At 71.9% G+C, this 24,850-nt stretch carries 30 protein-coding genes and 1 pseudogene; 20 read left to right on the top strand and 11 right to left on the bottom strand.

Annotation, left to right across the window (positions count from 1 at the left end; genetic code table 11):
• Positions 1 to 648: 648 nt before the first annotated feature.
• Positions 649 to 1,830, bottom strand: coding sequence for an acyl-CoA dehydrogenase family protein (locus AB0G13_RS12815; RefSeq protein ID WP_357872928.1), 1,182 nt, complete (start codon positions 1,828 to 1,830; stop codon positions 649 to 651).
• A gap of 497 nt (positions 1,831 to 2,327) precedes the next feature.
• On the opposite strand from AB0G13_RS12815, the pseudogene AB0G13_RS12820 reads away from it, so the two are divergent.
• A pseudogene (locus tag AB0G13_RS12820) lies at positions 2,328 to 2,480 on the top strand (MerR family transcriptional regulator); the annotation flags it as partial.
• A gap of 142 nt (positions 2,481 to 2,622) precedes the next feature.
• On the opposite strand, the gene AB0G13_RS12825 reads toward AB0G13_RS12820, so the two are convergent.
• Positions 2,623 to 3,615, bottom strand: a complete 993-nt coding sequence (locus AB0G13_RS12825; protein ID WP_357872931.1) for an alpha/beta hydrolase — start codon at positions 3,613 to 3,615, stop codon at positions 2,623 to 2,625.
• Between the two features lie 144 nt (positions 3,616 to 3,759).
• Between AB0G13_RS12825 and AB0G13_RS12830 the strand changes: the two genes are divergently transcribed.
• The 3 genes from AB0G13_RS12830 to AB0G13_RS12840 all read left to right on the top strand — a co-directional run bounded on the left by AB0G13_RS12830 (position 3,760) and on the right by AB0G13_RS12840 (position 5,604).
• Positions 3,760 to 4,023, top strand: coding sequence for a hypothetical protein (locus tag AB0G13_RS12830; RefSeq protein ID WP_357872934.1), 264 nt, complete (start codon positions 3,760 to 3,762; stop codon positions 4,021 to 4,023).
• Positions 4,024 to 4,271: 248 nt separating this feature from the next.
• A complete protein-coding gene (locus AB0G13_RS12835; protein WP_357872937.1) occupies positions 4,272 to 4,910 on the top strand; it encodes a hypothetical protein in 639 nt (212 codons plus the stop codon).
• A 178-nt stretch (positions 4,911 to 5,088) separates the two neighbouring features.
• A complete protein-coding gene (locus AB0G13_RS12840) occupies positions 5,089 to 5,604 on the top strand; it encodes a M23 family metallopeptidase (RefSeq protein WP_357872940.1) in 516 nt (171 codons plus the stop codon).
• A gap of 27 nt (positions 5,605 to 5,631) precedes the next feature.
• On the opposite strand, the gene AB0G13_RS12845 is transcribed toward AB0G13_RS12840, so the two are convergent.
• Positions 5,632 to 5,790 carry a hypothetical protein gene (locus AB0G13_RS12845; RefSeq protein WP_357872943.1) on the bottom strand — a complete coding sequence of 53 codons (159 nt, stop codon included), beginning with the start codon at positions 5,788 to 5,790 and terminating at the stop codon, positions 5,632 to 5,634.
• A gap of 34 nt (positions 5,791 to 5,824) precedes the next feature.
• On the opposite strand from AB0G13_RS12845, the gene AB0G13_RS12850 reads away from it, so the two are divergent.
• A complete protein-coding gene (locus AB0G13_RS12850; protein ID WP_357872946.1) occupies positions 5,825 to 6,715 on the top strand; it encodes an SGNH/GDSL hydrolase family protein in 891 nt (296 codons plus the stop codon).
• Positions 6,716 to 6,940: 225 nt separating this feature from the next.
• On the opposite strand, the gene AB0G13_RS12855 is transcribed toward AB0G13_RS12850, so the two are convergent.
• A complete protein-coding gene (locus AB0G13_RS12855; RefSeq protein ID WP_357872949.1) occupies positions 6,941 to 8,944 on the bottom strand; it encodes an endo-1,4-beta-xylanase in 2,004 nt (667 codons plus the stop codon).
• Positions 8,945 to 9,414: 470 nt separating this feature from the next.
• On the opposite strand from AB0G13_RS12855, the gene AB0G13_RS12860 reads away from it, so the two are divergent.
• The 7 genes from AB0G13_RS12860 (at position 9,415) to AB0G13_RS12890 (ending at position 14,454) form a co-directional block, all read left to right on the top strand.
• The gene (locus AB0G13_RS12860; protein ID WP_357872952.1) at positions 9,415 to 10,026 is read left to right on the top strand and encodes a hypothetical protein; all 612 of its coding nucleotides are present in this window, start codon (positions 9,415 to 9,417) and stop codon (positions 10,024 to 10,026) included.
• Positions 10,027 to 10,031: 5 nt separating this feature from the next.
• Positions 10,032 to 10,622, top strand: coding sequence for a MauE/DoxX family redox-associated membrane protein (locus tag AB0G13_RS12865; RefSeq protein ID WP_357872955.1), 591 nt, complete (start codon positions 10,032 to 10,034; stop codon positions 10,620 to 10,622).
• A complete protein-coding gene (locus AB0G13_RS12870) occupies positions 10,619 to 11,173 on the top strand; it encodes a hypothetical protein (RefSeq protein WP_357872958.1) in 555 nt (184 codons plus the stop codon). The genes AB0G13_RS12865 and AB0G13_RS12870 overlap by 4 nt, the downstream gene beginning before the upstream one ends.
• Positions 11,170 to 12,105, top strand: coding sequence for a peptidoglycan-binding protein (locus tag AB0G13_RS12875; protein ID WP_357872961.1), 936 nt, complete (start codon positions 11,170 to 11,172; stop codon positions 12,103 to 12,105). Before AB0G13_RS12870 ends, AB0G13_RS12875 begins: the two co-directional genes overlap by 4 nt.
• The gene (locus tag AB0G13_RS12880; RefSeq protein ID WP_357872964.1) at positions 12,102 to 12,275 is read left to right on the top strand and encodes a hypothetical protein; all 174 of its coding nucleotides are present in this window, start codon (positions 12,102 to 12,104) and stop codon (positions 12,273 to 12,275) included. The genes AB0G13_RS12875 and AB0G13_RS12880 overlap by 4 nt, the downstream gene beginning before the upstream one ends.
• Positions 12,276 to 12,362: 87 nt before the next feature.
• Positions 12,363 to 12,860, top strand: a complete 498-nt coding sequence (locus AB0G13_RS12885; protein ID WP_357872967.1) for a hypothetical protein — start codon at positions 12,363 to 12,365, stop codon at positions 12,858 to 12,860.
• Positions 12,861 to 13,401: 541 nt separating this feature from the next.
• On the top strand, positions 13,402 to 14,454 hold the full coding sequence (locus AB0G13_RS12890; protein WP_357872970.1) for a S1 family peptidase: 1,053 nt from the start codon (positions 13,402 to 13,404) through the stop codon (positions 14,452 to 14,454).
• Positions 14,455 to 14,562: 108 nt separating this feature from the next.
• Here AB0G13_RS12890 and AB0G13_RS12895 read toward each other — a convergent pair whose 3' ends face one another.
• Positions 14,563 to 15,390 (bottom strand): SDR family oxidoreductase, encoded by an 828-nt coding sequence (locus tag AB0G13_RS12895; RefSeq protein ID WP_357872973.1) that lies wholly within the window; start codon positions 15,388 to 15,390, stop codon positions 14,563 to 14,565.
• Between the two features lie 533 nt (positions 15,391 to 15,923).
• On the opposite strand from AB0G13_RS12895, the gene AB0G13_RS12900 reads away from it, so the two are divergent.
• The 3 genes from AB0G13_RS12900 (at position 15,924) to AB0G13_RS12910 (ending at position 17,966) form a co-directional block, all read left to right on the top strand.
• Positions 15,924 to 16,199 carry a BON domain-containing protein gene (locus AB0G13_RS12900; RefSeq protein ID WP_357872976.1) on the top strand — a complete coding sequence of 92 codons (276 nt, stop codon included), beginning with the start codon at positions 15,924 to 15,926 and terminating at the stop codon, positions 16,197 to 16,199.
• Positions 16,200 to 16,408: 209 nt separating this feature from the next.
• Entirely contained in the window at positions 16,409 to 16,816 is a 408-nt protein-coding gene (locus AB0G13_RS12905; RefSeq protein WP_357872979.1) for a YciI family protein, read from the top strand.
• A 4-nt stretch (positions 16,817 to 16,820) separates the two neighbouring features.
• Complete coding sequence (locus AB0G13_RS12910) at positions 16,821 to 17,966, top strand: DUF6596 domain-containing protein (protein WP_357872981.1); 1,146 nt, start codon at positions 16,821 to 16,823, stop codon at positions 17,964 to 17,966.
• Between the two features lie 36 nt (positions 17,967 to 18,002).
• Here the strand turns inward: AB0G13_RS12910 and AB0G13_RS12915 are convergent, their stop codons facing one another.
• The 3 genes from AB0G13_RS12915 to AB0G13_RS12925 all read right to left on the bottom strand — a co-directional run bounded on the left by AB0G13_RS12915 (position 18,003) and on the right by AB0G13_RS12925 (position 19,561).
• The gene (locus tag AB0G13_RS12915) at positions 18,003 to 18,197 is read right to left on the bottom strand and encodes a hypothetical protein (protein WP_357872984.1); all 195 of its coding nucleotides are present in this window, start codon (positions 18,195 to 18,197) and stop codon (positions 18,003 to 18,005) included.
• A 130-nt stretch (positions 18,198 to 18,327) separates the two neighbouring features.
• Complete coding sequence (locus AB0G13_RS12920) at positions 18,328 to 19,032, bottom strand: hypothetical protein (RefSeq protein ID WP_357872987.1); 705 nt, start codon at positions 19,030 to 19,032, stop codon at positions 18,328 to 18,330.
• Between the two features lie 85 nt (positions 19,033 to 19,117).
• Positions 19,118 to 19,561: a DUF6223 family protein gene (locus AB0G13_RS12925; RefSeq protein ID WP_357872990.1), complete on the bottom strand. Its 444-nt coding sequence runs from the start codon at positions 19,559 to 19,561 to the stop codon at positions 19,118 to 19,120.
• Positions 19,562 to 19,788: 227 nt separating this feature from the next.
• Between AB0G13_RS12925 and AB0G13_RS12930 the strand changes: the two genes are divergently transcribed.
• Positions 19,789 to 20,916, top strand: a complete 1,128-nt coding sequence (locus AB0G13_RS12930; protein WP_357872993.1) for a histidine kinase — start codon at positions 19,789 to 19,791, stop codon at positions 20,914 to 20,916.
• Entirely contained in the window at positions 20,913 to 21,581 is a 669-nt protein-coding gene (locus AB0G13_RS12935) for a response regulator transcription factor (RefSeq protein ID WP_357872996.1), read from the top strand. Before AB0G13_RS12930 ends, AB0G13_RS12935 begins: the two co-directional genes overlap by 4 nt.
• A 169-nt stretch (positions 21,582 to 21,750) precedes the next feature.
• Here AB0G13_RS12935 and AB0G13_RS12940 read toward each other — a convergent pair whose 3' ends face one another.
• Together AB0G13_RS12940 and AB0G13_RS12945 are read right to left on the bottom strand one after the other, a co-directional pair.
• Positions 21,751 to 22,014, bottom strand: a complete 264-nt coding sequence (locus AB0G13_RS12940; protein ID WP_357872999.1) for a type B 50S ribosomal protein L31 — start codon at positions 22,012 to 22,014, stop codon at positions 21,751 to 21,753.
• A complete protein-coding gene (locus AB0G13_RS12945) occupies positions 22,011 to 23,321 on the bottom strand; it encodes a GTP-binding protein (protein ID WP_357873002.1) in 1,311 nt (436 codons plus the stop codon). Before AB0G13_RS12945 ends, AB0G13_RS12940 begins: the two co-directional genes overlap by 4 nt.
• Positions 23,322 to 23,530: 209 nt before the next feature.
• Here AB0G13_RS12945 and rpmB point away from each other — a divergent pair, with 209 nt between their 5' ends.
• From rpmB to rpsN, 3 genes are read left to right on the top strand one after another with little or no spacing between them, the layout of a single operon-like run.
• Positions 23,531 to 23,767 (top strand): 50S ribosomal protein L28, encoded by a 237-nt coding sequence (gene rpmB / locus AB0G13_RS12950; RefSeq protein ID WP_357873005.1) that lies wholly within the window; start codon positions 23,531 to 23,533, stop codon positions 23,765 to 23,767.
• Positions 23,767 to 23,934 carry a 50S ribosomal protein L33 gene (rpmG, locus tag AB0G13_RS12955; RefSeq protein ID WP_013287204.1) on the top strand — a complete coding sequence of 56 codons (168 nt, stop codon included), beginning with the start codon at positions 23,767 to 23,769 and terminating at the stop codon, positions 23,932 to 23,934. The genes rpmB and rpmG overlap by 1 nt, the downstream gene beginning before the upstream one ends.
• On the top strand, positions 23,934 to 24,239 hold the full coding sequence (rpsN, locus tag AB0G13_RS12960) for a 30S ribosomal protein S14 (RefSeq protein ID WP_357873008.1): 306 nt from the start codon (positions 23,934 to 23,936) through the stop codon (positions 24,237 to 24,239). Before rpmG ends, rpsN begins: the two co-directional genes overlap by 1 nt.
• A 50-nt stretch (positions 24,240 to 24,289) precedes the next feature.
• On the opposite strand, the gene AB0G13_RS12965 is transcribed toward rpsN, so the two are convergent.
• Positions 24,290 to 24,667, bottom strand: coding sequence for a metalloregulator ArsR/SmtB family transcription factor (locus AB0G13_RS12965; protein ID WP_357873011.1), 378 nt, complete (start codon positions 24,665 to 24,667; stop codon positions 24,290 to 24,292).
• Positions 24,668 to 24,850: the final 183 nt, after the last annotated feature.

The raw sequence follows: 24,850 nt of genomic DNA on the forward strand, positions 1-24,850 counted from the left end.
CCCGGCCACTCAAGGCCCTACCAGCCAGACCCCACACCCGGTGAAAGCAGTTCTTCGCCGCAGGCGATGTCTCACCCAACCGTGCACGAGGTCGTAAGGGACGTCTCGTAACTCGGTGGGTGGTCCATGGTGGATCATGTCGGTGTGCAGGTGATCTCGGCGGCCCGCCAGGAGTGGATCTTTCCGTTTGCCGGGCTGCAGCCCGCCCAGTTCCGCAGGGTTCAATCGCGGCACGGCTGCGCTTCCGGATTTCTGTGTCGGTCACGCATGGGGCGATCTCGGCGTACCCCGTCCGGTTGCCACTCCCGGATTTCCTGGTCGCGGGGCCCAGCGGAGGGCGACCGCGGTGATCGCCGGCTGGCCGTGACCGTGCCCGGCAGACGGATCTGCCGGGCGTGGTCACGCGGCGACGCCGGTGCGGCCGGCTGGCCACGCTGCGCTGTCTGCCAGGGCGTGTCGAGGTCCACCGGCCGGCCCGCGGCGGGCCCCGGCGACGGTCAGGCGCGGGCGGCGATGCGGTGGGGTCGGGATCGCCGCCGGCGGCGTGGAAGGTCGGTCCGGATGCGACACCGGTGTCCGGACCGACCTCCGCCCTGCCGGACGTCGCCTGGGCTCCGCCCGGCTCGACCGGGAACCTCGACAGCCGTCCTAGACGTAGAGCGTGTTGGCGTCCAGGCCGCAGACGATCCGGCCGTACAGCTCGAGGTTGGTGTTGGGGTGCAGGATGGCGTGCAGGTTGAGCACCTGCACGTCCCGCCGGATGCGTTGGATCGCGACGTCCCGGTAGACGGACGAGCCGCCGCTGGCATTGGCCAGGATGCCGATCGCCTCTTCGGCCCGCTGGCAGGCGGCACCCAGGTTGAGTCGGATGCGCGCCCGCTCCTCGAGCGTCCAGGGCTCGCCCGCCCGGCTCTTGGTGTCGAGCAGGTCCGCCGCGCGGTGTGCGTGGAACTCGACCTCGTCGATCCTGACGAGCGCGCCGGCCACCTCGATGTGGGTGATCGGGGCCTCGCTCTGGTTCTCGTAGCTGGTGTAGGTGATCTTGCGGCCGGGCAGCCGCTCGAGGAAGGCGTCCTTCGCCGCCAGGGCCAGGCCGAGAGCCGGCGCGCTGACGATCGAGCAGGCGGTGGCCATGAACGGCGCGTTGAAGATCGGTGCGTTGGCGTTCAGCTTGGACCTGTGCTGACCCTGCAGCACCGGCCCCATCGGGAGCGCACGCTCCGCCGGGACGAAGACGTCCTTGGCGATCGTGGTGATGCTGCCGGAACCGCGCAGGCCCGACGTGTGCCAGTCGTCGACGATCTCCAGGTCCGCGACCGGAATGGCGAGCATGACCGGCGCGAAACCGCCGCCCTCGACCGGCGTGACCGCTGCCGTCGTGTTCCACGTGCTCTGCTGCGCTCCGGTGTTGAACGACCATTTGCCGTTGACGATGTAACCGCCGTCGGTCGGCACGGCCATCGCGCCGGGACTGAGGATCCCGCAGACGCGCACGTCCGGCGTCGAGAACACCTCGTCCTGCACCTCGTCGGGGAACAGCCCGGTCAACCACGTGCTGATCGACCAGACCGCGACGGTCCACGCGGTCGAACCGTCACCCCGCCCGAGCTCGGCCAGCACGTCCACGACCGTGCCCATGTCGGACTCGTAGCCGCCGTAGCGGACCGGAACTCGCATCTTCAGCAGCCCGGCATCGGTGATGGCCTCGATGACGTCGGCGTGGAGCTGCCGGTTCTCGTCCATCCAGACCGCCTTTTCCCGCAGCAGCGGGACGAGCTCGGAGGCGCGGCGGACGAGTTCCGCTCGGGGCGGCGCTTGGGTGATCTCCATCGTCATTCTCCTTCGCGGGCGTCCGTCGCCACGTGCTGCGGCACATGGTCACGGCGATCGGGTTGCATCACGCTTGATGGGTGGTTCGAGCAGATCTCGACGCGATGTGGTCACGCACCGAGATGATTTCAAGCCGGAGAGTTCTGTCGCACCTCCGCGATTGCGGCCCGGGGCGAAGTGCCAGTACTTCATCCGCGGTCGCGTGCTCCGAGGTCCCGGCAGCTTGTCGGCGTACTCGCGGTCAGGTCGGCGCCAGTCGTGCCGCCGCCGATGCCGGCGCCGTCCGTCGCGCGACCGCCCATGCTGGACCGTCACGCTGCATGGACCGGCCCGCGCGACGGACGGGGCGCCTTGCGTCAGGGCATCTCGGAACGTTTGTTCGCGACGTATCAGACCGGTATATCGGCTGTCGTTCATCGGATACCTAGGACAGCGAGACCGTCCCACGCGCGCGGCACGCGGAAGCTGGCGGCCAGGGAGGCAGCGACATGTCCAGCGCGCAGCTGTACGACACCATCGGAGCCGCCTACACCGCGACGCGGCGCACCGAGCCACGGATCGCCGCGAGGATCTGGGTCGCCCTCGGCGACGCGCGGACGGTGGTGAACGTCGGGGCCAGCACCGGCTCCTACGAGCCCGTCGACCGTGACGCCATGGGTGATCACGGCCAGGCCGGACGGTCTCTAGGCCGGCGTCGGTGGAGTGCGGCAGGGTGGGCGACGGCTCGATCGGCCGTCGCCCACCGGCCCGTCCGGAGCCTCAGCTCGGTCAGGCCTCAGCCGAAGAACGATCTCAGCCGAAGAACGCATTCAGGTGCTGGATGAGGACCTGAGGCTGCTCGTCAACGAAGTAGTGCCCGGTGTTGGCGATCTGTACCAGCTGCACGTTGGTGGCCTGCTGGGTGAGCGTCGCAGCGAAGCTCGGGTAGAAGATGTCGTGGGCAATGCCCAGGACCGGGGTGGTCACCGGCGTGTATGTCTCGTTGTCGACGATGTCCTGGCCCAGCGCCTGGTACCAGCCGTTGCCGCCCCGGATGGCGTCCGGAGTCGAGTAGGCATAAGCGTAGACGGCCCGGTCGAAGTCGTTGATGGCTTCCTTGTTGACCAGGAGGTTGTCGAACATCCAGTCGACGAGGAAGCGGGACCGGCCCGTGATGAGCTGCTCCGGCAGCTGTGACACCTGGTTGAAGGCGAACCACCAGGGGTGGAACGGGGCACCCGGCGCCGGCAGCATCCGGAACTCGTAGTAGCTGCTGTTCGGGTGTTCCACGTCCAGCATGGCGATCTTGTTGACGACTGCGGGGTGGTTCGCCGCCATGCTGTAGGCGACCATCGCCCCCATGTCGTGACCCACGACGTTCACCTTGGTGTAGCCCAGCGCCCCGGCCAGCGCCGCGATGTCCGCCGCCATGGTCTTCTTGTCGTACCCGGACGCCGGCTTGCTGGAGCCGCCGGCACCGCGCAGGTCCACGGCGATCACGCGGTACCGGGTGGCCAGCGCGGGCATCACCTTGTGGTACTCCCACCAGGTCTGCGGCCAGCCGTGCAGCAGGATCAGCGGCTCCCCGCGCCCACCGGCGACGTAGTGCAGCCGGATTCCGTTGACCGTCGCGTACCTGCTCGTGAAACCCCCCGGAAGGGTGGCTGCGAGCTCGGCGGCGGACGGGGCGGTGGTCAGCGCGGCGTCGGTGGACGGTGCGGCCTGTGCCGTCGCGCCGGTCGCCGCGCCGGTCGCCGCGGCGGCGACCGCGCCAGCGCCGAGCGCGATCAGCTTCCTTCTGTTCATCGAAGACACGCATGCTCCAGTTCTCTAGACGATGACATGGATCCTTACCGATTTTCGGGGAACGCAGGGTTGCGCCAAGGGCACGGATGTCCGATGGTTTATCGGGAATGACCGATGGGATGTAATTTCCTGCGCTTGCGTCCGATGGCCGGGACGTCCGTCAACGGGATAACCGACAGCCTGTCGCGGAGGGCGACCGTCTTTCACGTCGGGCTCGCCGCCTGGGACGATGCCGCGACGGACCTCGCCGTCCGCGCGTCGCTCACGGGGGACCGGCGCATCGGGGGCGACTACCTGGACGCTCGCCCGGAGAAGATGCGCCGTTGTCGTATCGGCTCGGATCTGTTCGACTGGCTGGCCCAGCACGGTGGCCTCACTGCGATGCGGGCTTCCTCGATGGGAAGCTGAGGTTTCGGAGCCGTTCGTGCAGCGTCCGGGCGACGGGCTGTCCGGACACGGGGTACGCGGTCGCCGGGGGCGGAGAGTGCGGCTGGCGACGCACCACACAGGACGGAGGGGCGGGCTCCCCGGCGAGGCTGTGTGACACTCTGCGGGTGACGTCGCCTCCGCCGCCGAGCGAGCCCGGCCAGCCGGCCTCCACGCCACCAGCACCCGGGGCCCCACCACCGATGTCGCCGCCACCGCCCCCGCCACCGATGTCGCCGCCGAAGCGCAACACGCCCCTGATCATCGGTGTCGTCGCCGCGGTGCTGGCGCTCTGCCTGATCGGCGTCTGCGGGGCCGCACTGGGCGGGGTGGCCCTGATCAAGGCCAGTAACGGCCAGCAGGGCCAGCCCGCGGCGAGACCCCTGCCCGAGCCGATCGGGACGACGAGGGAGCTTCCGCGCGAGCCGACGTACTCGCCGCCGCCGATCCTCCCTCCGACGGAGGCGGCTCCGCCCCCGCCGCCAGCGAGGATCGGGCAATGCATCGTCGTCAGCGTGGCGGGCAGCTTCCAGGGCATCGGCAACTGCAACGGCAGCAGCGGCACCTACCGGGTCGTCTCGGTGGACTACTCCCAGGGGCAGTGCGCCGACCCCGGTTCGGCGTACCTCACCGAACGCGGCTATCGGCTCTGCCTGGAGCGCCACCTGGTGCGTCTGCGCTGCTACAGGTTCCCGACGGGCAACGGCTGGATCGTCGGGGCGCCGAAATGCAAGGCGAAGGGAACCGTCCACATCATCGACATCGTGCCCGGCGCCACCAACGGAAACAGTTGTACGCGGGACCAGAGATGGAACCGCTGGTACCGATTCACGAATCCCACCGTGGTCTATTGCGTGATGAAGTACTAGGCAGCGGGCAGCTCAAGCTCTATCCGGGTACGCACTTCTCCTTCGGCCGGTCCTCACCCGTCGTGCGCTCCAGCGCTGTCGGCGCCAGCCACCGTCAGCCGGCGGCGGTCTTCCGGTCGATGGAAGTTTCTGACATCATCCGGCACATAGATCGAAGGTTATGACCGTGGAGGTTCGGATGCGTTCACGTCTGACGAGTTCCCTCAGCGTCGCTGTGCTGGCGACCGCCGCGTTCCTGGTGCCGGCGTCACCCGCCGCCGCCGCGCCGTCGTTCCGCACGCCGTTCCCGTGCCACCAGACGTGGTCCGGTGAGACCCGCACCACGCACAGCCCGCAGTACGCGATCGACTTCAACCGCACCGACGACCACGGCGATCCGGTGAAGGCCAGCGCGCCGGGCACGGTGGACGTGGTGGCCAACCTCGGTGACACCAGCTACGGCCGGTACGTGCGGATCAACCACGGCAACGGGTACACCACCTACTACGCGCACCTCAGCGGCTTCAACGTCTCGGTCGGCCAGTCCGTCGGATACAGCACCACCATCGGGTACGTGGGCAACAGTGGCGGCTCCTCCGGATCGCACCTGCACTACGAGCAGCGCCTGAACGGCAGTGACATCATGGTGCGCTTCAGCGGCAACCTGGCTCTCTACTTCGGGACGCAGAACTACACGCGTACCGCCGGTTGCTGATCCACCGATCGACTGCGTCGGTTCCGGTCAGGAGCGGCGGCCCTCCCGGGTGAGCCTTGAGATCCACTTCGGGCGGGCCGCCGGGATCACCGGCGCGTCGATCACCGGCACCGCGTTGCAATCGGGCGGCCCGCGTCGACAACGACCGTCGATATTGACGTTCGACGATGGGGTGGACAGAATCACGGCACCCACCACGATCCTCTCTCTGGGAGATGCCGTGACCCGTCCCCGCCTGTCACTCCTGCGGGCGGCCAGCCGGCTGGCCGCGTTCGCGGCGGCCACCGCCGGTGTGCTGCTCGCCTTCGCCGCCCCGGCCAACGCCGCCGCACCTACCGGGCGCTACGTCGCGCTCGGTGACTCGTACACCTCCGCCCCGCTGGTGCCCACCCAGGTCGACCTGAACTGCCTGCGCTCCAACCGCAACTACCCGTCGCTGGTCGCCGCCGCCGGCTCGTCGGCGTTCGCGGACGTGAGCTGCTCCGGAGCCACCACCGAGGACATCCTCGTCGGCGGCAGCGGCGCACTGGGCATCTCGTTGCCGCCGCAGCTCAACGCGATCACGCCGGACACGAGCCTGGTCACCGTGCAGATCGGCGGCAACGACATCGGCTTCTCCGGCATCATCAGCGACTGCGCGGAGGCGAGCCTGAGTAGCCCCCTCGGCTCCCCGTGCAAGAACCGGTACACCGCCGGAGGTGTCGACCAGTTGCAGGCCAGGATCGCCGCCACCGCGCCGAAGGTGACCGCCGTGCTACAGGCGGTCCGCCGGGCCGCCCCGGGCGCGCGGGTCGTGGTGCTCGGCTATCCGGCGATCCTGCCGGACAGCGGCTACGGCTGCTGGCCGGTGGTCCCGATCGCCTACCAGGACGTGCCGTACCTGCGTGGCGTCCAGAAGTCGCTGAACACGATGCTCGCCAACACCGCGGCCGCGAACAACGCCAGCTACGCCGACGTCTACGCCCCGTCGGTCGGCCACGACACGTGCAGGAGCAGCAGCACCCGGTGGGTCGAAGGGCTGGTCCCGCAGAACGCCGCCGCCCCGTTCCACCCCAACGCCAGGGGCGAGCAGGGCATGGCCAACGCGCTGCTGGCCAACCTGAACAGCTGACTGACCGCCTTCGCCAGCGGGAAACAGGCTCATCCACCGCCGGCACGGACCACCATGCCGGCGGTGGCCGGGCCTGCCCGGCCCGGCCACCGCCCACCACACCCAGCCGACGCCTCCAGGACCGCGAGGGCCTGCCAAGGCCTCGACCAGGACGTCGCGCTGGTGCGGCACCTGGTCACCGACCAGTGGCGGGCAGGTCGCCTCGGCGGTACGGCGGCCAGTGGGTCAGCCGGTCGTACAGGCCAGCCCGTCGAGGGTGAGGCCGACCGGGCGGTCGTTGCTCGTGTGCCAACTGGCGAGGAAGCCGAACTCGACCGTCCCGCCGGCGGGCAGGGCGGAGTTCCAGGACGTGGGGGTGACCGTCACGCCCGGGCCGTCCTGCCGAACGGTGCCGTTCCAGAGCTGGCTGATCAGCTGCCCGTCCGGGAACCGCCAGCGCACGGTCCAGCCGTGGTGCGCCCGTACCCCGGTGTTGGTGATCCTGAGGCTCGCCTGGAAGCCGCCCGGCCACTGGTTGGTGACGGTGTACGCCGCCCGGCAGGTGTCCGGCCCCGTGGTCGGCGTGGGCGTCGGGGAAACCGTGGGGGAGGCCGTCGGGCTGACCGTGGGGGAGACGGTCGGCGTCGGAGTCGGGTCGATCCGGGTCGGGTCGACGATCCCCCAGTACGCCGACTTGGCCTGGAGCTCCGTGTCGAACAGCAGCGGCGCGTCCTTGCGGGCCACCGGGAAGGTGTCCAGCCAGGTGTCGTCGTCCGCCAGCCCCCACAGGGTCACCGAGGTCAGTTCGTCGGCGTAGCGGCGGTAGAGGGCGAAGAGGTCCCGGTACCGGTACGCCTGGGTCAGCAGCCGGTCGGCCGGCGGGGTGGGGAAGGACTCGTCGTTGTTCACGTAGATGCTGACGTCCATCTCGGTGACCTGCTGCTCCACGCCGAGCGGGATGAACGCCTGGAGCATCGCCTCGGTCTCGGCGAGCGAGGGCCACTGGACGTTGACGTGCATCTGGTGCCCGACGCCGTCGACCGGCACCCCTTCCGCCCGCAGCCGGGTCACCAGGTCGCGCAGCTTGTCGCGCTTGGCCGGCACGTTGGTGTTGTAGTCGTTGATGTAGAGCCTGGCCGTCGGCGCGACCTCCCGGGCCACCCGGAACGCGGTCCGCAGGTAGTCCAGTCCGCTGATCTCGTACCAGCGGCTGCGCCGCAGCCCGTCGGACTGGTTCTCGTCGATCACCTCGTTGGCGACGTCCCACACCCCGATGGCGTCGCCGTACCGGCCGACGACCGCGCGGATGTGCGCCTCCAGCCGGGACAGCAGCAGGGCCTTGTCGGCCGGGTCCGAGGTCAGCGGGGTGCCGTCGGTGTCGGTGAAGACCCAGGCCGGGGTCTGCTGGTGCCAGACGAGGGTGTGTCCGCGTACCGCCAGGCCGTTGTCGGTGGCGAAACCGACCTGCGTGTCGGCGTCGGCCCACCGGAAGGCGCCCTCGGTCGGCTGGGTCGCATCCCACTTGAGCGCGTTGCCGGGCGTCACCGTGTCGAAGTGCCGGCGCAGCAGGACCGCCTGGTCGCCGATGATCTGCCGGTTGCCGATCGCCGCCCCGATCGGGAAGTCGGCAGCCAGCACCTCACGCAGGGCCGGGATGTCGGTCTGCACGGGTCTGGTCGGCTGGTACGCCATGGTGAAGTCGTCGATGTGCAGGTCGGCGGTGCCGCTGGCGGTCTCCACGTACGCCGACAGCCCGTCCACGTCGTGCGCGAGCACGTACGTGCCACTGAGCCGGACCCAGGCGTCGGCGCTGACCGCGGTGTCACCCACCACCTGGTCGTAGGCGGAGGTGCCACCGGAGTCGCGTTGCACGCTGAGCCGGACCTGGCCGGGCGACTGGCCGGCGGCGAGCCGGACCCACACCGTCAGCGTGTAGCGGGTTCCCTCGACCATCCCGTCGATCAGGGCGAGGGCGGGGCCCTGCCAACTCGCGGTGCGGCCGGAGGCGAGCAGGCTGCGGGTGCCGCCGTGGGCGACGGCGGTGCTGACCGCGACGGTCTCACCGGCCCGGGCCCGGAAGCCCTGGGTGGTGCCGTCCTCGAAGGTGGCGTCGAGCACCAGGACGGGATCGGCGGCGCGGGCGGGCGGGGTGGTCAGCGGAACGGCGGCGGCCACGGCGACGGTGGCGAGGCAGGCCAGGGCCAAGAGCCCCGGCAGAAGGCGGTGACGGCGCGTCCAGGCAGCGCGCATGGGGGTGTCCTTTCGGGTACGGGTGGATGCGCGCGGACCGCTGGGCGAGGTTCTCGCGGGCACGGTCGCACGCCGGTCGACCGGCATGAGCCCGCATGCAGGTGGTGGGTGGTCCCGCTCCGCTCGCGGCGCCCGGACGGGCGCCGCTGTCGAGGACTGATGGTACGGATCACGGGCGCGGCGCTCCAGCGCTCGTGGTGGGCGGCGAGCCCTGCGACGCCCGCCATGGCCTTGAAGGAGCAGTTGTCCGCGTGCCCGCGGCGTCGGCGGGCCGATGCTGTCACCGTCCGGTCACAGCATCGACCTTGTCAGATATTTACGTATCCGTATATCGTGCCGGTGCCAAGTTCCGGACCCGGACGAAGGGCGGTCGCATGGCAGCCAAAGGGGCGCCGGTGACGCATCGGGCGATCGACCAAGGGCGATTCCTGCTCGATGGTTCACTCGACCTCAGCGCACCGTTCACATCCGTGGCCGACGTCACGATCGGCGGCCGACTGCACGAGTTCACGGCCGGCTCGATCGGGCTCGCGGACGACGTGGCCCGGACGCTCGGCGTCGAGACGTTCGACGAGGAACTCACCTACCAGGGCGGGACGCTGCTGACCGCGCGCATCCGATCCTACGACCCGCAGATCCAGTTGGCCGAGGAGCGGCTCGTGGCGGTCTGGCGGGGGCGCCGACACTGCTTCTTCACCGAGATGTACGGCGCGGCGACCACCGACCTGCTCGGCGCGTTGCGGACACTGCGCGTCGAGGAGCACGACGACGGGCTGGCCCTGCGCCCGACCTCGAAGACCGGGGCCGAGTTCGCCGAACCCGCCACCGTGCTCAAGGAGGTTCCCGGGCTCGGCCTGCTGGAGATCGCACCGCTCACCAAGCAGCGTGTCGGGCAACTGCCCTCCTGGCGCGGCCTGCGGACGCAGGCGGGCGAGCTCTTCCGGGACGTCCTGCCCGACGGGCAGCCCTACTTCGTACTGGCCGCGGCGGACGCCTGGCTCAGCCTGGTGCCCTTCGCCGACACGGACATGGAGCAGGTGCCCACTCTGGTCGACCGGCTCCGCGTCCAGAGGGCCCGGTAGGTCGGATGTCCGGACTGCTGGCCAGCGTGGCCACGTACACCGTCCTGTTCACCCTGCTCGTCAGCACCGCCGAGCATCTGTCACGGCCGGCGGCGCTCGCCGAGGCCATGGCCGCGCACCGGGTGCTTCCGGCTCCGGTCATGGTCGCCGCCGTCGCCATCGCCGGCGAAGGACTGCTCGCTGGCGCCGGGATCGTGGCGCTGTTCCACCCCGGCGGCGAGGGCCCGCTCGTCGCCGTCCTCGTCGGCAGCGTCGCGCTACTCGCCCTGTACGCCGGCTACGGCCTGCACGTGAGGTCGACCGGGCGCGCCGGGTCGTGCGGATGCTCCCGGGTGGAACTGCCGATGACGGGCTGGGTGGTGGCGCGAGCGTCGATCCTCGCCGGGCTGGCCCTGGTAGCGCTGTTCCTGTCCGACTCGATCATTCCGGCGAATCGGGCCGACGCCTCACTCGCCGTCGTGCTGCTGGCCTCCGCCACGTTCACCGCGCTGCTGTGGCACCTGCCCGCCGCGATGTACGAGCCGGCGACGGCGACAGCCCGGCGGCCCACCACCGGCCGGTCCATTGGCACGACAGAGGGAGGCCTGCCCGGATGAGCTTCCAGACCAGCGCACTGATCCTGAGCTGGATCGCGATACTTCTGCTGGCCTTCACGGTCTCGGGCCTGGTACGCCAGGTGCACGCGTTGTCGAGCGGGGCGGTGCAGCGTCGTCCCGAGTCGGTCGGTCTGCGGCCGGGCGCGCCGGCCCCCGGATTCGCCCGGTTGGCCCCGGCGACCCCGGCGACCCCGGCGGTTCCGCTGGTGCTGCTCTTCCTGGAGCCCGACTGCGGGACGTGCACCGAGGTGCTGGCCGAGGCGAGCGACCACGTCCGCCCCGGCCTGGAGTTCCGGGTCCTCTACCGGGAGGATCCTCCGGCGCGGGCGGCGGAGCTGCCGATCACCGTGCTCGGCGGGCAGGCGGATCTGTTCGAGCGGTACGACGCCCTCGCCACCCCGTTCGCCACCGTTGTCGACCAGGCCGGGCGGGTGCTCCGCGCCGAGCCGCTCGGCTCCCGCGCGGCACTGCACCGCCTGCTCGACGAAGTCGACAGCCCACCCGGCGGCTCCGCACCGACGGTCGCCACGAATCAGGGAGGCCGGGCATGACCGGTATCGACGCCGTGCCCTGGTTGCGCGGAGACGACCCGGGGACCGGGCCCGCCGTCCGGCGGGTGCCGGCGCAGCCGGGCGGCCGGAGGCGCGCGGGGTGGGAGCTGTCGCGACGCACCCTGCTCCGGGCGGGCACCGCGGTGGGAATGGCCGCGCTCAGCGTGTTTCCGGCGGCCCGCCGCGCGTACGCCGACGGTTACACGATCTATGCCGGGTGCCCGACGTACGCCAGCGATCACAACTGCTCACCGGGGTGTGGCCCGAGCACGATCTTCGCCGATTCCTGCAACACCAGCGGGACGTACACCGGATTCCACAAGAACGACGGCGTCACCTGGATCCTGCGGCCGAACCAGTGCTACGGCGGCACCTACGACGGCTGGCTGTGGGCCTACAACGGGGCGTGCGGCGCCTGCACCTGCTCGGTCGAACGCCGGTGCCACGACGGGTACAAGAAGACCAGCGCGGGCTGGGTGAAGTCGATCTGCCGCTGGAACACCAAGTGCGGCTGCCTGGGCACGGCCAACTGGCCCACCACCCAGCGGAGCAACACCGGGGTGAACGTCTACACCGTGCAGCACCTGCTGACCGCCCGCGGGCACGCGACCGAGATCGACGGGATCTTCGGCAGCGACACCGAGGCGAAGGTGAAGAGCTTCCAGGCGGCGGCGGGCCTCGGGGCCACCGGTGTCGTCAACGCGACGACCTGGCCGGTGCTCGTGATCACGGTTCGCTCCGGGGCCAACGGCGACCCGGTCAGGGCCGCGCAGCGCCAGCTGAACAGGCGCGGCTACGCGCTGGTGGTCGACGGGGCCTTCGGCCCGGCGACGGACAGCGCGGCGCGCGACTTCCAGCGGCAGAACGGGCTGACGGTCGACGGCGTGATCGGGGTCAACTCCTGGCGGACGCTGACCGGCGCCGCCGTATGACCCGAACGCTGCCAGGACGTGCCCGGGCGGCACTGCGCCGGGGCGGCGATCCCCTCGTGCCCCTCCTGCTGCTCGCCGTCGGTGCGCTCGCCGCCGCCGGGTACGGACACGTACTCACCTGGGCGATGATCGGGGGGCTCGCGGGTTACACGCTCTCCGGCTCCGTTTGAACGCACAACAGCGCGCACGCGCTGGCCTCGCCCGGGTGGCGGGATCGAGATCGGCAGGGTGTCGTCCTGACCCTGTTCGTCACGGGGTTGGTCGCCGGCGGCCTGCTCAGCGGACTGGTGCTGGGGTTGCTCTCCGGCCTGTCCGCTCCGCTGCCCGTCCCGTGGCGGTACGCGGGCATCGTGGCGGTGGCGGTGCTGGGGCTGCTCCGCGAGGTGGGCCTGGTGTCCATCCGGCTGCCGCAGAACGCCCGGCAGGTGCCGCAGGACGTGCTTCAGCGCAGCCTGCGGCGTGGGGCGCTGCAGTTCGGCTTCGAGATGGGCACCGGAGTCCGCACCTACGTCTCGGCGAGCGCCCCGTACGTGCTGGCGGTCGCCCTGCTCCTCGGCGGTCAGCGCCTGCACGTCGCGATGCTCGCCGGGATCGGATTCGGTGTCGGTCGCGCGTTGACCCCGCTGGCCCGCCGCGCCGCCGGCACCGGCGACAGGTGGGACGCCGACCTCCGGGTACGGATCCGGACGATCACCGTCACGGCGGGCGTCGTGCTCGTGGTCGCCCTCGGCCTGCTGGCCGTGCGGCAGTTCTGAACACGGCGCGACGCTTTGTGGTCAGAAAGTTGGCCACCGCCTGACGACCCCGGCCGGCCCGACTTCGCCGCGGTCGCCCGGGCGAGCCTGGACATGCTGCTCGCCCAGATCGAGTCCGGTGCCGTCGGCCCGCTATGGCAGACGGTCGCTCCGAGCCTGGTCGCCCGCCACAGCGTGGGAGCCCCGCCGCGCCGCTGGGCACTCCACCCCTGCGGGCGTCGGCGGCAGCGGTTTTTTCGATCTGCGGCCTTGTCCCGCCATCCGGTCGTGGCGGATGACCGGGGCCGCCCGGCAGGTCGCAGGCCGGGCCTGCTGACCTGCCACGTCTCGGCGAATAGCCACTAATCGCCGCAGGCGCCACTCGTCGGGCTGTCCGGGCCCAAGGTATGAGAAGCGGCCGAGTCAGACCAACCGTCACTCTTGCAATCAATACGAGACCTATGAATAGATCGACGCCTCCGGTCGGGTGGCCCCAACCAACCGATCGGGTGCCCGGGGCTACCTGAAAGGCAGCCCGTGCTCAGCTCCATGGAGGTACCACATGCGACACTCCGGGTCCCCGCTGCGCCACGCCACCGCACTGTCGGTGGCCGGCGCGCTGGTCGTCGGCATGCTGACCAGCGGTCCCGCTCAGGCAGCACCCGCTACGCCCGCTTCCCCCGGTCAAGCCGCCGCGCTCGCCGCCGCACTCGGCGACCGCTCCGGTGGGGCGTACGCCGGGGCCGACGGCGCCATGGTCGTCACCGTGACCGACGACGCCGCTGCCCGCAAGGTCCGCGCGGCCGGCGCGACTCCGAAGCTCGTCGCCCGCGGTGCGGACGACCTCGCCCGGGCCACCACCACCCTGGACAGCGCCGCCCGGGTGCCAGGCACCGCGTGGTGGACCGATCCGGCGACCAACCAGGTCGTGGTCTCCGTCGACAGCACGGTGACCGGCGCGAAGCTGGCACGCGTCGAGGCCGTCGCGCAGCGGCTCGGCGGCACCGTCCGCATCCAGCGGGAGTCCGGCACGCTCAGCACCCGGGCCGCCGGCGGTGAGGCCATCTACGCCGAGGGTGGTGGCCGCTGCTCGCTGGGCTTCAACGTCCGCAGCGGCGACACCCACTACTTCCTCACCGCCGGGCACTGCACCGACATCACCGCCAACTGGTACGCCGACTCCGGGCAGGGCAGCCTGCTCGGCACCGGCGGTACCGGCAGCTTCCCCGGCGACGACTACGGCATCGTGCGGCACACCAACCCGACCTCCGTCGACGGCAGCGTCTACCTGTACGACGGCACCACCCGGGACATCACCGGTGCGGCCGACGCTTACGTCGGACAGTCGGTGCAGCGCTCCGGCAGCACCACTGGTCTGCACGGCGGCGCGGTCGAGGCGGTCGACGCCACGGTGAACTACGCCGAGGGCAGCGTCAGCGGATTGATCCGCACCACGGTCTGCGCCGAGCCGGGCGACAGCGGTGGCGCGCTCTTCAGCGGAAGTACCGCCCTGGGCCTGACCTCCGGTGGCAGCGGCAACTGTTCCTCCGGCGGGACCACCTACTTCCAGCCGGTGACCGAGGCGCTGAACGTCTACGGAGTGGAGATCGTCTGAGAGACGTCACACCAGCGGGGCCGCCGGACACCGGCGGCCCCGCCCCTGTGCCTGCGCCCGAGCCGCCGATCCGGCCGCCCGCACCGTCGCACCGGGCCCGGGCGCGGCTCACGCGAGGGTGTGATGACCCGCCTTGACGACCTGGTCGTACTCATTGCGCCGGGCGTCGTAGGCGGCCTCCAGGAACTTCTCCGAGTCCGGTCCCACCGGCAGCCGTAGCGGCGGCGACTCCATCTGGCCGAGCCGCCAGACCACGTCCGCGAAGAGTTCGGGGGAGTTCACCTCGATCCAGGTGTTCATGCTGCGCAGCGCGCCGAGCTGGCCGTCGCTGACCGGCGTGTAGTCCGCGATCCGGTGTTCCGGCATGACCAGGTTGGCGCTGTAACCGGTGGCGAAGCCGCCCGGCTGCAGGATGGTGACCTTCACCCCGAGGTGCCCGGCCTCGGCGGCCAGCGACTCGGCCGCTCCCTCCATCGCGAACTTGCTCGCCGTGTACGCGGCCAGCCCGGGGATCGGGACCACACCGGCGACCGAGCTGACGAAGACCGCGTGCCCGCAGCGCTGCGCCCGCCACACCGGCAGCACGGCCCGGGTGAGCCGCCACGGCCCGAAGACGTTGGTGTCGAACTGCGCGGCGAGTTCCGCGTCGGTGACCTCCTCGAAGGTGCCGAACTGGCCGTAGGCGGCGTTGTTGACCAGGACGTCGACACCGCCGAAGGCGTCCACCGCCCGCTCGACCGCCGCCACGCACTGCGCCGGATCCCGTACGTCCAGCGCGGCGGCCACCACGTTGCCCGGATGCCGGGCCACCAGCGCGCCGAGGGTCTCCGGCCGTCGGGCCGTCGCCACCACCTGTTCCCCCTCGGCGGCGAGCCGGGCCGCGAGGGCCTGACCGAGTCCGCTCGAACACCCCGTGATCAACCAACGCTTCGCCATCGCCCTCGACCTACCCGATCCGGTGGGTTACCTGTCGAATGCAGACTGTAGGATCCGTCGACGCGAGTAAAGGGACATCGGCTGTCGCCAACCGGATTCGTCGGGCACCCGGCGCACCGCCGGCTGCTGACTGAGGGGCGACGGCTGGCCGGCCAGATCTCCGACCCCCCGTCGCCGCCGGATGGGGGACAGGGCCGTTCGGTCGGCAGCCCCGCCGCACACGGGCCTTCCTGGCTACGCCGGGACCGCCTGCGGATCACCGGCGGCGTCATGGGTGGCCATGGCCTCCTGCCGGCGGGGTTCCTCGCGCAGGATGGCGGAGTGACCGCGGTGAGACGGGACACCATCGTCGCGGCGCGCCGCCGGCTCCCCGGCGGGGCACCTACCCGTACGGCGGCACGCGCACACGTCCTCTTCCCGCCGCCATGGCTCGTCACCGCCCCCCGGGCGCGAATCGTCACGAGGTTGTCGTATTGCGGCGAAGCCTGCGGGGTAGGGCTCTCCGGGAGACGCCAAGACGTGAGGAGCGAGTCGTGACGCACCCCTGGTTGTTCCCTGACGGCCGGCCGTCGCTGTTCCACGCCGAGCCCACCTCGGCGGACGTCCGGTTGGCCTGCCGGCTGCTCGACCGGATGCAGCGGGATCCGCTGCTGCGCCGTGAGCGCATCTGCATCGAGGTGCAGAACCGCGTCGTGATCCTGGAGGGGACGGTCAGCGAGCCCGACCTGAAGGTTCGTGCCCACACCCTCGCCTGGGCCATCCCTGACGTGCACGACGTCAACAACCGGCTGTGCCCACCCGACGCGTGATCGCCGCCAGGGCACCGGCCGACTGGTCCTGGCCGGGAGCCGTCGGGCGCGTCTCCAGAGGTCCGGCCGACCGGTTCCCGGCGGTCGCACACGCGTCGAAGAAAATTCCTCCACCGAAGACCGGCGGCGATGTCGAGAACTCGGGACCGGCTCCGTCCCCGCTGTGAACGCGACCAGAATGGTCGGCGCCAGCACCGAGGAGAGACACCATGGCCAAGTACCTGCTACTCAAGCACTACCGCGGCGCCCCGGCTGCCGTCAACGACGTGCCGATGGACCAGTGGACGCCGGAGGAGATCTCGGCGCACATGCAGTACATGAGCGACTTCGCGACCCGGCTCGAGGGCACTGGCGAGTTCGTCGACGGCCAGGCGCTCGCCCCCGAGGGGACGTTCGTCCGGTACGACGGCGAGGGTCGCCCGCCGGTCACCGACGGCCCGTTCGCCGAGACCAAGGACCTGATCGCCGGCTGGATGGTGATCGACGTCGACAGCTACGAGCGCGCCGTCGAGCTGGCCGGGGAGCTGTCGGCGGCCCCTGGGGCGGGCGGGAAGCCGATCCACGAGTGGCTCGAGGTGCGCCCGTTCCTGACCGCGCCGCCCACCATCACGGAGTGACCTGATGGACGAGGCGCTGCTCCGGAGCCTCACGCCGGTCGTGCTCGGGATCCTCGTCCGCCGCGGAGCCGACTTCGCGGCGGCCGAGGACGCCGTACAGGACGCGCTGGTCGAGGCGGTCCGCGCCTGGCCGGCCGAGCCGCCCCGGGATGCGAAGGGCTGGCTGGTCACCGTGGCCTGGCGGCGGTTCCTCGACGCGACGCGGGCGGACGCCGCCCGCCGCCGGCGGGAGGACCTCGTCGACGAGGAGCCGGCGCCCGGGCCCGCGCCCGAGGTGGACGACACGCTCCAGCTCTACTTCCTGTGCGCCCACCCGTCGCTGACGCCGTCGTCCGCGGTCGCGCTCACGCTGCGCGCCGTCGGCGGGCTGACCACCCGCCAGATCGCCCAGGCGTACCTGGTGCCCGAGGCGACCATGGCGCAACGCATCAGCCGGGCCAAGCGCACCGTCTCCGGAGTGCGGTTCAACCAGCCCGGCGACGTCGCGACCGTGCTGCGCGTCCTGTACCTGGTCTTCAACGAGGGCTACTCCGGCGACGTCGACCTCGCCGCCGAGGCCATCCGGCTCACCCGGCAGCTCGCGGCCGCGATCGACCACCCCGAGGTGGCGGGGCTGCTCGCCCTCATGCTGCTCCACCACGCCCGGCGTGCCGCCCGGACCGCGCCCGACGGCAGCCTGGTGCCGCTCGCCGAGCAGGACCGCGGCCGGTGGGACACCACGTCGATCGCCGAGGGCGTCGAGATCCTGCAGGCGGCCCTCGCCCGCGACCGGCTCGGCGAGTTCCAGGCCCAGGCCGCCATCGCGGCACTGCACGCCGACGCGCCCACCGCCGAGGAGACCGACTGGGTGCAGATCGTCGAATGGTACGACGAGCTCGCGCGCCTGACCGACAGCCCGGTCGTCCGGCTCAACCGCGCGGTGGCGGTCGGCGAGGCCGACGGACCGCGTGCCGGCCTGGCTGCGCTCGTGGCGCTGGACGACTCACTGCCCCGTCACGCGGCGGTGGCGGCCTACCTCCACGAGCGCGACGGTGACCTGGCGACGGCGGCACGGTTGTACGCCGAGGCGGCCCAGAAGGCACCCAACCTCGCCGAACGCGACCACCTGACGCGCCAGGCCGCCCGGCTCAACGCCCGCCGGCGGCCCTGAGGGGGCGGGCAAGGTGGTGCCGGCAGCGGCGGTGCTTCAGGAACGGCCAGCGCGCGGGCGCTGCGTGGCGTGCCAGCGTTCGATCAGCGCGGGCATCTCGCCGAGCATGTAGCTGTAGAAGTCGCGCATATCAGCGAGGCGGCGCCCGGCGAGGGTCTCGGTGCCGGCGGTGGCGATGCCCTCGTCGGCGGCCTGGGTCATCAGGTTCAGGGCGTCGTTCTGGCTGGACATACCCGATCACGTGATTCCCACCGCGTTGTGATCCGGCACGGGGCGGTCGCTTCCATCACGTCGAACAGGAAACGACCGCCCCGCGTCGCGTCCGGGGCCAACCCCGTGCCGACCGTCGCCCGGCCTCCGACTAGAGCACCATCGGGAGGGGCTCGATCCAGCAACTCGCCACGTCCGACTCGATCAGCCGGCGTGCCTCTTCGGCGTCCGCCTCGGTGAGGAAGACGCCCAGGTTGTGTCGCGTCCGGCGGCCGTCCTGCTCGGTCACCGCCGTGAGCAGGTGCACGTGACGGTGCCGCTCGCGGCGTACGCCCTCCGGCATGCCGGTGCGGAACGCCTCGGCGACGGCCTGGGGCGAGGCGACGTCGAGTTCGCCGCCGACCCCGGCGAGAGGCTTCGTCGGCCAGACCGGGTTGTACGGGCTGAAGGTGTTGAACAACGACGGCTGCAGGTACGACAGCACACCCTCGCTCCACCCGACGGCGAGGGTGACGACATGACCGGTCACGCCCTCACTCTCCAGGATGAGCACGCGTGCCTCGGGCGAGAGACGGCCTGCGACGTCCCGCTCGATACGCGTGGCCTCGTCCGCCGTCGCGCACCGGATCGTCAGGCCCCGGTAGGCGCCCTGCATCCGCACCGCCTCGATCGGCTTGAACAGCACCTCGACGGTCGTGGGAAGGCGGTCGTGCTTTCCGGGCAGGTGGTCCGCCCGCAGAAGCAGCTGGCCGTGCGTCGCCGAATACGACCACAGGACGAAGTGCCGCTCGTTCCGGAAGAGTTCCGCGCCCGGACGGAAGTCCTCGTCCCTGTTCAGCCACACACGCTTCGTCATCCCGTCACGATCGGTCAGGGACCGGCAGTCGTCAACATCAGGCGCGACCTGGTGCGAGCCGGCGAGGCCCGCGTCGTCCAGCCGGTCAGCCGGTACGGCGGGAGCGGGCCAGGGCCAGTCCACCGAGGAGCAGGGCGGTCAGCCCCAGCACCAGGGCCAGGTAGGCCCCGCCTCGCCCGTTGCCGGTGCCGATGCCGCTGTCGGCGGTGGCCACCACCACCCCGCCGAGGGCCGTGCCGACCAGCGCCGCCGCCAGGGCCACGGTGGCGCCCAGCCGCCCGTTGCCGGTGCCGAGGCGACTGGTGGGGCGGGCCAGGGCCAGCCCGCCGACGACCACGCCGGCCAGCCCCAGCACGACGGCCACGGTCGCCCCGAGCCGCCCGGCGCTCATGGTGAGGACACCGGCGGCGGCCGGCTGGCCCGTGACGTGCGCGGCCGCCGGTGCGGCGAGCCCGAACCCCCCGAGCAGGGCGGCTGCGGTGGCGGCAAGCACCAGTCGGACCGACTTCAGGGTTCCTGACGAGCTCATGTCCGTCTCCTCTCGTACGTCTCGTTTCCGAGGCGTGGCTGTCGCCCGATCATGTCGCCGGGCGCACCGCCGGTCGTCCCGCTGACGCAGGCAATCCGCGCTGCCGCCGGTGGCGCGGCCGGCTGCTGCGGACGCCGCAGGCGACGGGACGGTACTGCGCGTGCGGTAGGCGGCCGCTCGTCTGCGAGGGGGAGTCGTCCGCGGCCGGATCTGGCTAGGGTGCGCCCATGTACCCAGGACGGTCCGGCGTTCCGGCCGGTGTCAGAGATTGGGCGATCGCCGTCGGCGTGGCGGCGACCCTGCTGGTCGCCGGGCTGTCCGGCGACGGCTCCGCCGCGGGCGTCGACCTGCTCGGCTACGCGCTGTTGGTGGCCGGTGGCCTGGCGTTGGCCGCCGCTCGGCGGGCTCCGGTTCCCGTCCTGGCCGTCACCGGGTTGTGCGCGGTGGGCCACCAGGCGGTCGGCGTCGACGTGCCCGCCGTCGCGTTCCTGTTCGCGGTGTACGCCGCCGTGCGGGCCGGCCACCGCGTCGTCACGGTCGTGGTGGCGGTGCTGATGCTGGCCGCTCTCCCGCTCGCGGCCCTCGCCCTGCCACCGGAGATGTCCGTGGGCGAGGCGCTCGCACGGGCCCGGGGCGCCCTCGAGCTGGCCTGGCTGGTCGCCGCCGGTGCGGCGGGAGAGGCGCTGCGGCAGGCCGAGCGGCGCGCCGACGAAGCCGAACGCACCCGGGAGGAGACCGCGTTGCGCCGCGCCGACGAGGAGCGGCTGCACATCGCGCGGGAGCTGCACGACACGCTCACCCACCAGATCTCGGTCATCAAGGTGCAGGCCGAAGTGGCCGTGCACCTGGCCCGCAAGCGGGGTGAACAGGTGCCGGAGGCCCTGCTGGTGATCCAGGAGGCGGGTCGTGAGGCGACCCGGGAACTGCGCGCGACCCTGGAGGCGCTGCGCGACGACGGCAGGACCCCGCCGCATGGGCTCGCCCACCTGCCGGCACTGCTGGAACGGGCCCGTAGGACCGGCCTGGACGCGACGTTGACGATCGAGGGACGACGCCACGAGGTGCCGGCCGCGGTGGACCGGACCGCCTACCGGATCGTTCAGGAGTCGCTCACCAACATCACCCGGCACGCCGCCGCCGCCACGGCGTCGGTCCGGATCGACTACCGGCCGGACGCCCTCGCGATCCGGGTCGACGACGACGGCAGGGCCACGCCGGGCACCGCCCCCGTGCCCGGCGTCGGGCTGCTCGGGATGCGTGAACGCGTCACCGCCCTCGGCGGTCGCCTGCGCGCGGAACCACGCGACGAGGGCGGCTTCACCGTCCACGCCGAACTCCCCGTGGGCCGATCGTGATCCGCGTCCTGCTGGTCGACGACCAGCCGCTGCTCCGCAGCGGATTCCGCGCGCTACTAGAGGTCGAGGACGACATCGAGGTGGTGGCCGAGGCCGCCGACGGGAAGGAGGGTCTGGCGCTCGCCAGGGAGCACCTGCCCGACATCGCGCTCGTCGACATCCAGATGCCGGTCATGGACGGCATCGAGACGACCCGTCGCATCGCCGCGGACCCGGCCCTGGCCCGGGTGCACGTCGTCATCCTGACCAACTACGGCCTCGACGAACACGTCTTCCACGCGCTGCGCGCCGGCGCGGCCGGTTTCCTCGTCAAGGACATCGAGCCGGAGGACTTCCTCCACGCCGTACGCGTCGCCGCTCGCGGCGACGCGCTGCTCGCGCCGTCGATCACCCGCAGGCTGATCGACCGGTACGTCACCGAGCCGCAGCACCTGGATGCCGAGGCGGGCCTGCCGGGGCTGACCAACCGCGAACGCGAGGCCGTCGCGCTGGTCGCGCGGGGCCTGTCCAACGACGAGATCGCCGACCGCATGGTGATCAGCCCAATGACCGCGAAGACCCACGTCAACCGGGCCATGGTCAAGCTCCACGCCCGGGACCGCGCCCAACTCGTGGTCCTCGCCTACGAGTCCGGCCTGGTCGCTCCCCGGGCGCGGGACAGGTGACGGGCCGGGGCGAGGGTCACGCCGGCGTCGCCCGCGAGCCGGTCGCCGCGGCGACCGGCTCGCGAGGGAAGGCCTGGGCGCGGTGGGCGGCGGCGACGAGGCGGAGCGCCCGCGCGCCAAGGTCGCCGTCCAGCCCGGCCACCCGCCACCCGGTGGATGCGCGCCCCGGTCAGCGTGGCCGCTGCGGTCCGCGGCGGGCGTACCTGGCGCGGAACTTCTCCACCCGTCCCGCGGTGTCGAGCAGGCGCTGCCTGCCGGTCCAGAAGGGGTGGCTGGCGGCGGAGACCTGCACGTCGATGACGGGGTACGTGTTGCCGTCGGTCCACTCGACCGTCTGCTCGCTGGTGGCGGTGGAGCGGGTGAGGAAGGCGAAGTCGGCGGCGCGGTCGCGGTAGACGACAGGACGGTAGGTGGGGTGGATGCCGGGCTTCATGCGGACTCTCCTTCGATGCCGGTCAGGTCGGTGTCGGTGTCGGTCGGGCCGAGGTCGGCGAGCGGGAAGCAGCCGGCGAACGGGTCGTCGAGGCGGCGCCAGGCGTCCTCACCGTCGGCGAGCTCGGCGTCGGTGAGCAGGCAGCCGGCGAGGGTGCGGTGCAGCGCCGACGGGTCGAGGTCGAGGCCGACGAAGACCAGGTGCTGATGCCGGTCGCCGTAGTAGGGGTCCCAGTCCAGCGCGGCGGCGAGCCGGCGGTCGTCGGAGGCCTCGTCCCAGTGCGGGTCGGGAAGGGCGGCCAGCCACCGGCCGAGCGAGCCGAGCCCGAGGCCGCCGCCGGCGAAGTCCCAGGCGACGACCGTCTCGGGCTGGCTGGCCAGCCACAGGTGCCCCCGGGAGCGGACGACCTCCGCGTTGACCTCCTCGAGAGCGTCGTGCAGCCGCCGGGGGTGGAACGGCCGGCGGGCGCGGAAGACCACCGAGACCACCCCGCAGTCGGGGTGCGGCTCGTGCACGCCGAGGACGCGGCCCTCCAGGCCCCGGGCCAGGACACCCGGGGTCTCGGGGCGGTGCCGGTGGGTGCCGCGCAACTGGCGGGTCAGCGCGCCGGCGTCGACGAGGTCGCCGTCGACGCGGACCTGTGCCGCCCACGGCGCCATCCGCTCCAGCAACACCGACAGCCGGCTGGTGTCGTACGTCCCTTCGCGGGACTGTCCCCACAGGACGAGAGTGTCGGCGAACTCGATGTGCCGGACGATGACGTCGGCGAGCGCCCGGTGGTCGTTGTCGGCGGCCTGGATTCCGAGGGCCTTGAGGTCGTCGGTGCTGACCAGGCCGTCGAGCAGGTGCTCGGCGTCGACCACGGTCACGTAGGAGTCGACCCGGACCAGGTCGGTCAGCGGCACGCCGTCGACGAGACAGTGCGCGCAGACGGCGGCCACCGCCTCCGGCTCGACCACCTCGGGCAGCATCAGCACCAGGTCACGGCGCGGATGCGCGCGGGCCAGCCGGGCGAGGGTGGGCAGGACGTCCTCCCGCAGTGTGCAGGAGACGCAGCCGTGCGCGAGCGTGATCCGCTCGTCCTCGAGCACCCCCGAACCGTCGCGCACCATGCGGTGCACGCTGCCGGCGCCGAGGCCGGCGAGATCGTGCCGGACCAGCAGCAGCGCCGGGTCCGCGGCGAGCAGGGCACGGGCGACGGCGTACGTGGCGGACGGCCAGAAGCCACTGAGCACGGTCAGCGAGGGGCGGGCGTCCGCCGTCCGGGCGAGGGCGTCGGCCGGTGCCAGTGGAGACGTCGACATCACGGTCCTCTCGACTCAAATGAAAATGATTGTCATTATAGACACGCGGTCGACCCGTCGGTGATCGGCGCCCCGCGGGGTCGGCGGGTGTCGCTCCGGCTCGTCGGTGCCGGTGTGGGCCGCCGGCACCCCCGCGTGGCTGCCGCCCGAACGGCCGATGTAAAAATGAAAACGAGTTTCATTATGGTGAGCCGCAACATGAAGGAGCAACCGTGTCGCGACGCTGTGACATCACCGGGGCGAAGCCGGGCTTCGGCAACGCCGTGTCCCACTCCCACCGACGCACCCGTCGCCGGTGGAATCCCAACCTGCAGAACCACCGCTACTGGTTGCCGTCGCAGCGGCGGTGGGTGAGCCTCACCCTGACGGCCAGGGCGCTGAAGACCGTGGACCGCAAGGGCATCGAGAGGGTCGTGGCCGAGCTGCGCGCCCGGGGGGTGACGCTCTGATGGCCCGCCAGACCGACGTGCGGCCGATCGTCCGGCTGCGCAGCACCGCCGGCACCGGCTACACGTACGTGACCCGCAAGAACCGCCGCAACGACCCGGACCGCCTGGTCCTGCGCAAGTACGACCCGGTCGTGCGCCGGCACGTCGAGTTCCGTGAGGCGCGCTGATGGCCCGCAGGAGCCTGGGCGGCCGGCAGGCCCGCCGGGAGGACCTCGTCGCCCGGCGCGCCGAGCGCCGCGCCGAGCTGAAGCGGACCATCGCCCATCCGGACACCGAGCCGGCCGTGCGGGAGGAGGCGGTGCGTCGGCTGGCCCGGATGCCCCGGGACTCCAGCCCCGTACGACTGCGCAGCCGCGACGTCGTCGACGGCCGGCCCCGGGGCGTGCTCTCCCGGTTCGGCCTGTCCCGGGTGCGGTTCCGCGAGCTGGCGCTGCGCGGGGAGCTGCCGGGCATCCGCAAGGCGTCCTGGTGACGAGGCCGCCCGAACTGAGCTGAGCTGGGCGCTGAGTCTCCGGCGGGAACCTACGACGCGGCGGTGGGCTCGACGGTGAGCAGCGCGGCGAGCTGGCGCAGGAGGGCCGGGCGGGCCCGGTAGTAGACCCAGGTCCCACGCCGCTCGGCGTCCACCAGTCCCGCCTCGCGCAGCGTCTTCAGGTGGTGCGAGATCGTCGGCCCCGTGAGGTCGAAGGCGGGGGTGAGGTCGCAGACGCACGCCTCGCCGCCGTCCGCCGAGGCGATCATCGACATCAGCTGCAACCGCACCGGATCCCCGAGCGCCTTGAACGCGGGGGCGAGCGCCGCGGCCGTCCCGGCCGGCACGCGGCGCTGCGCCAGGGGAGGGCAGCAGGGCGCGTCGGCGGTCAGGTCCAGGCGGGGGAGCGGAGCCGCTTGCTTCGACATGCCTCTAGGTTGACATCCTTCTAATCAACGTGCAACCGTCTGCTTAGACGAACGTCAAGACAGGTTCCGTGGGAAGGGGATCGTCATGTTCCGCAGAGCTCGACGGTCGGTGGCAGGCCGGGCGGGAGTGCGTTCTGTGCCTCCTGTGCCGAGGTGTCCGCCGTCGCCCAGCGCGCGCGGCGT

The sequence above is a fragment of the Micromonospora sp. NPDC023633 genome (genome assembly GCF_040640035.1).
Lineage (GTDB): Bacteria > Actinomycetota > Actinomycetes > Mycobacteriales > Micromonosporaceae > Micromonospora.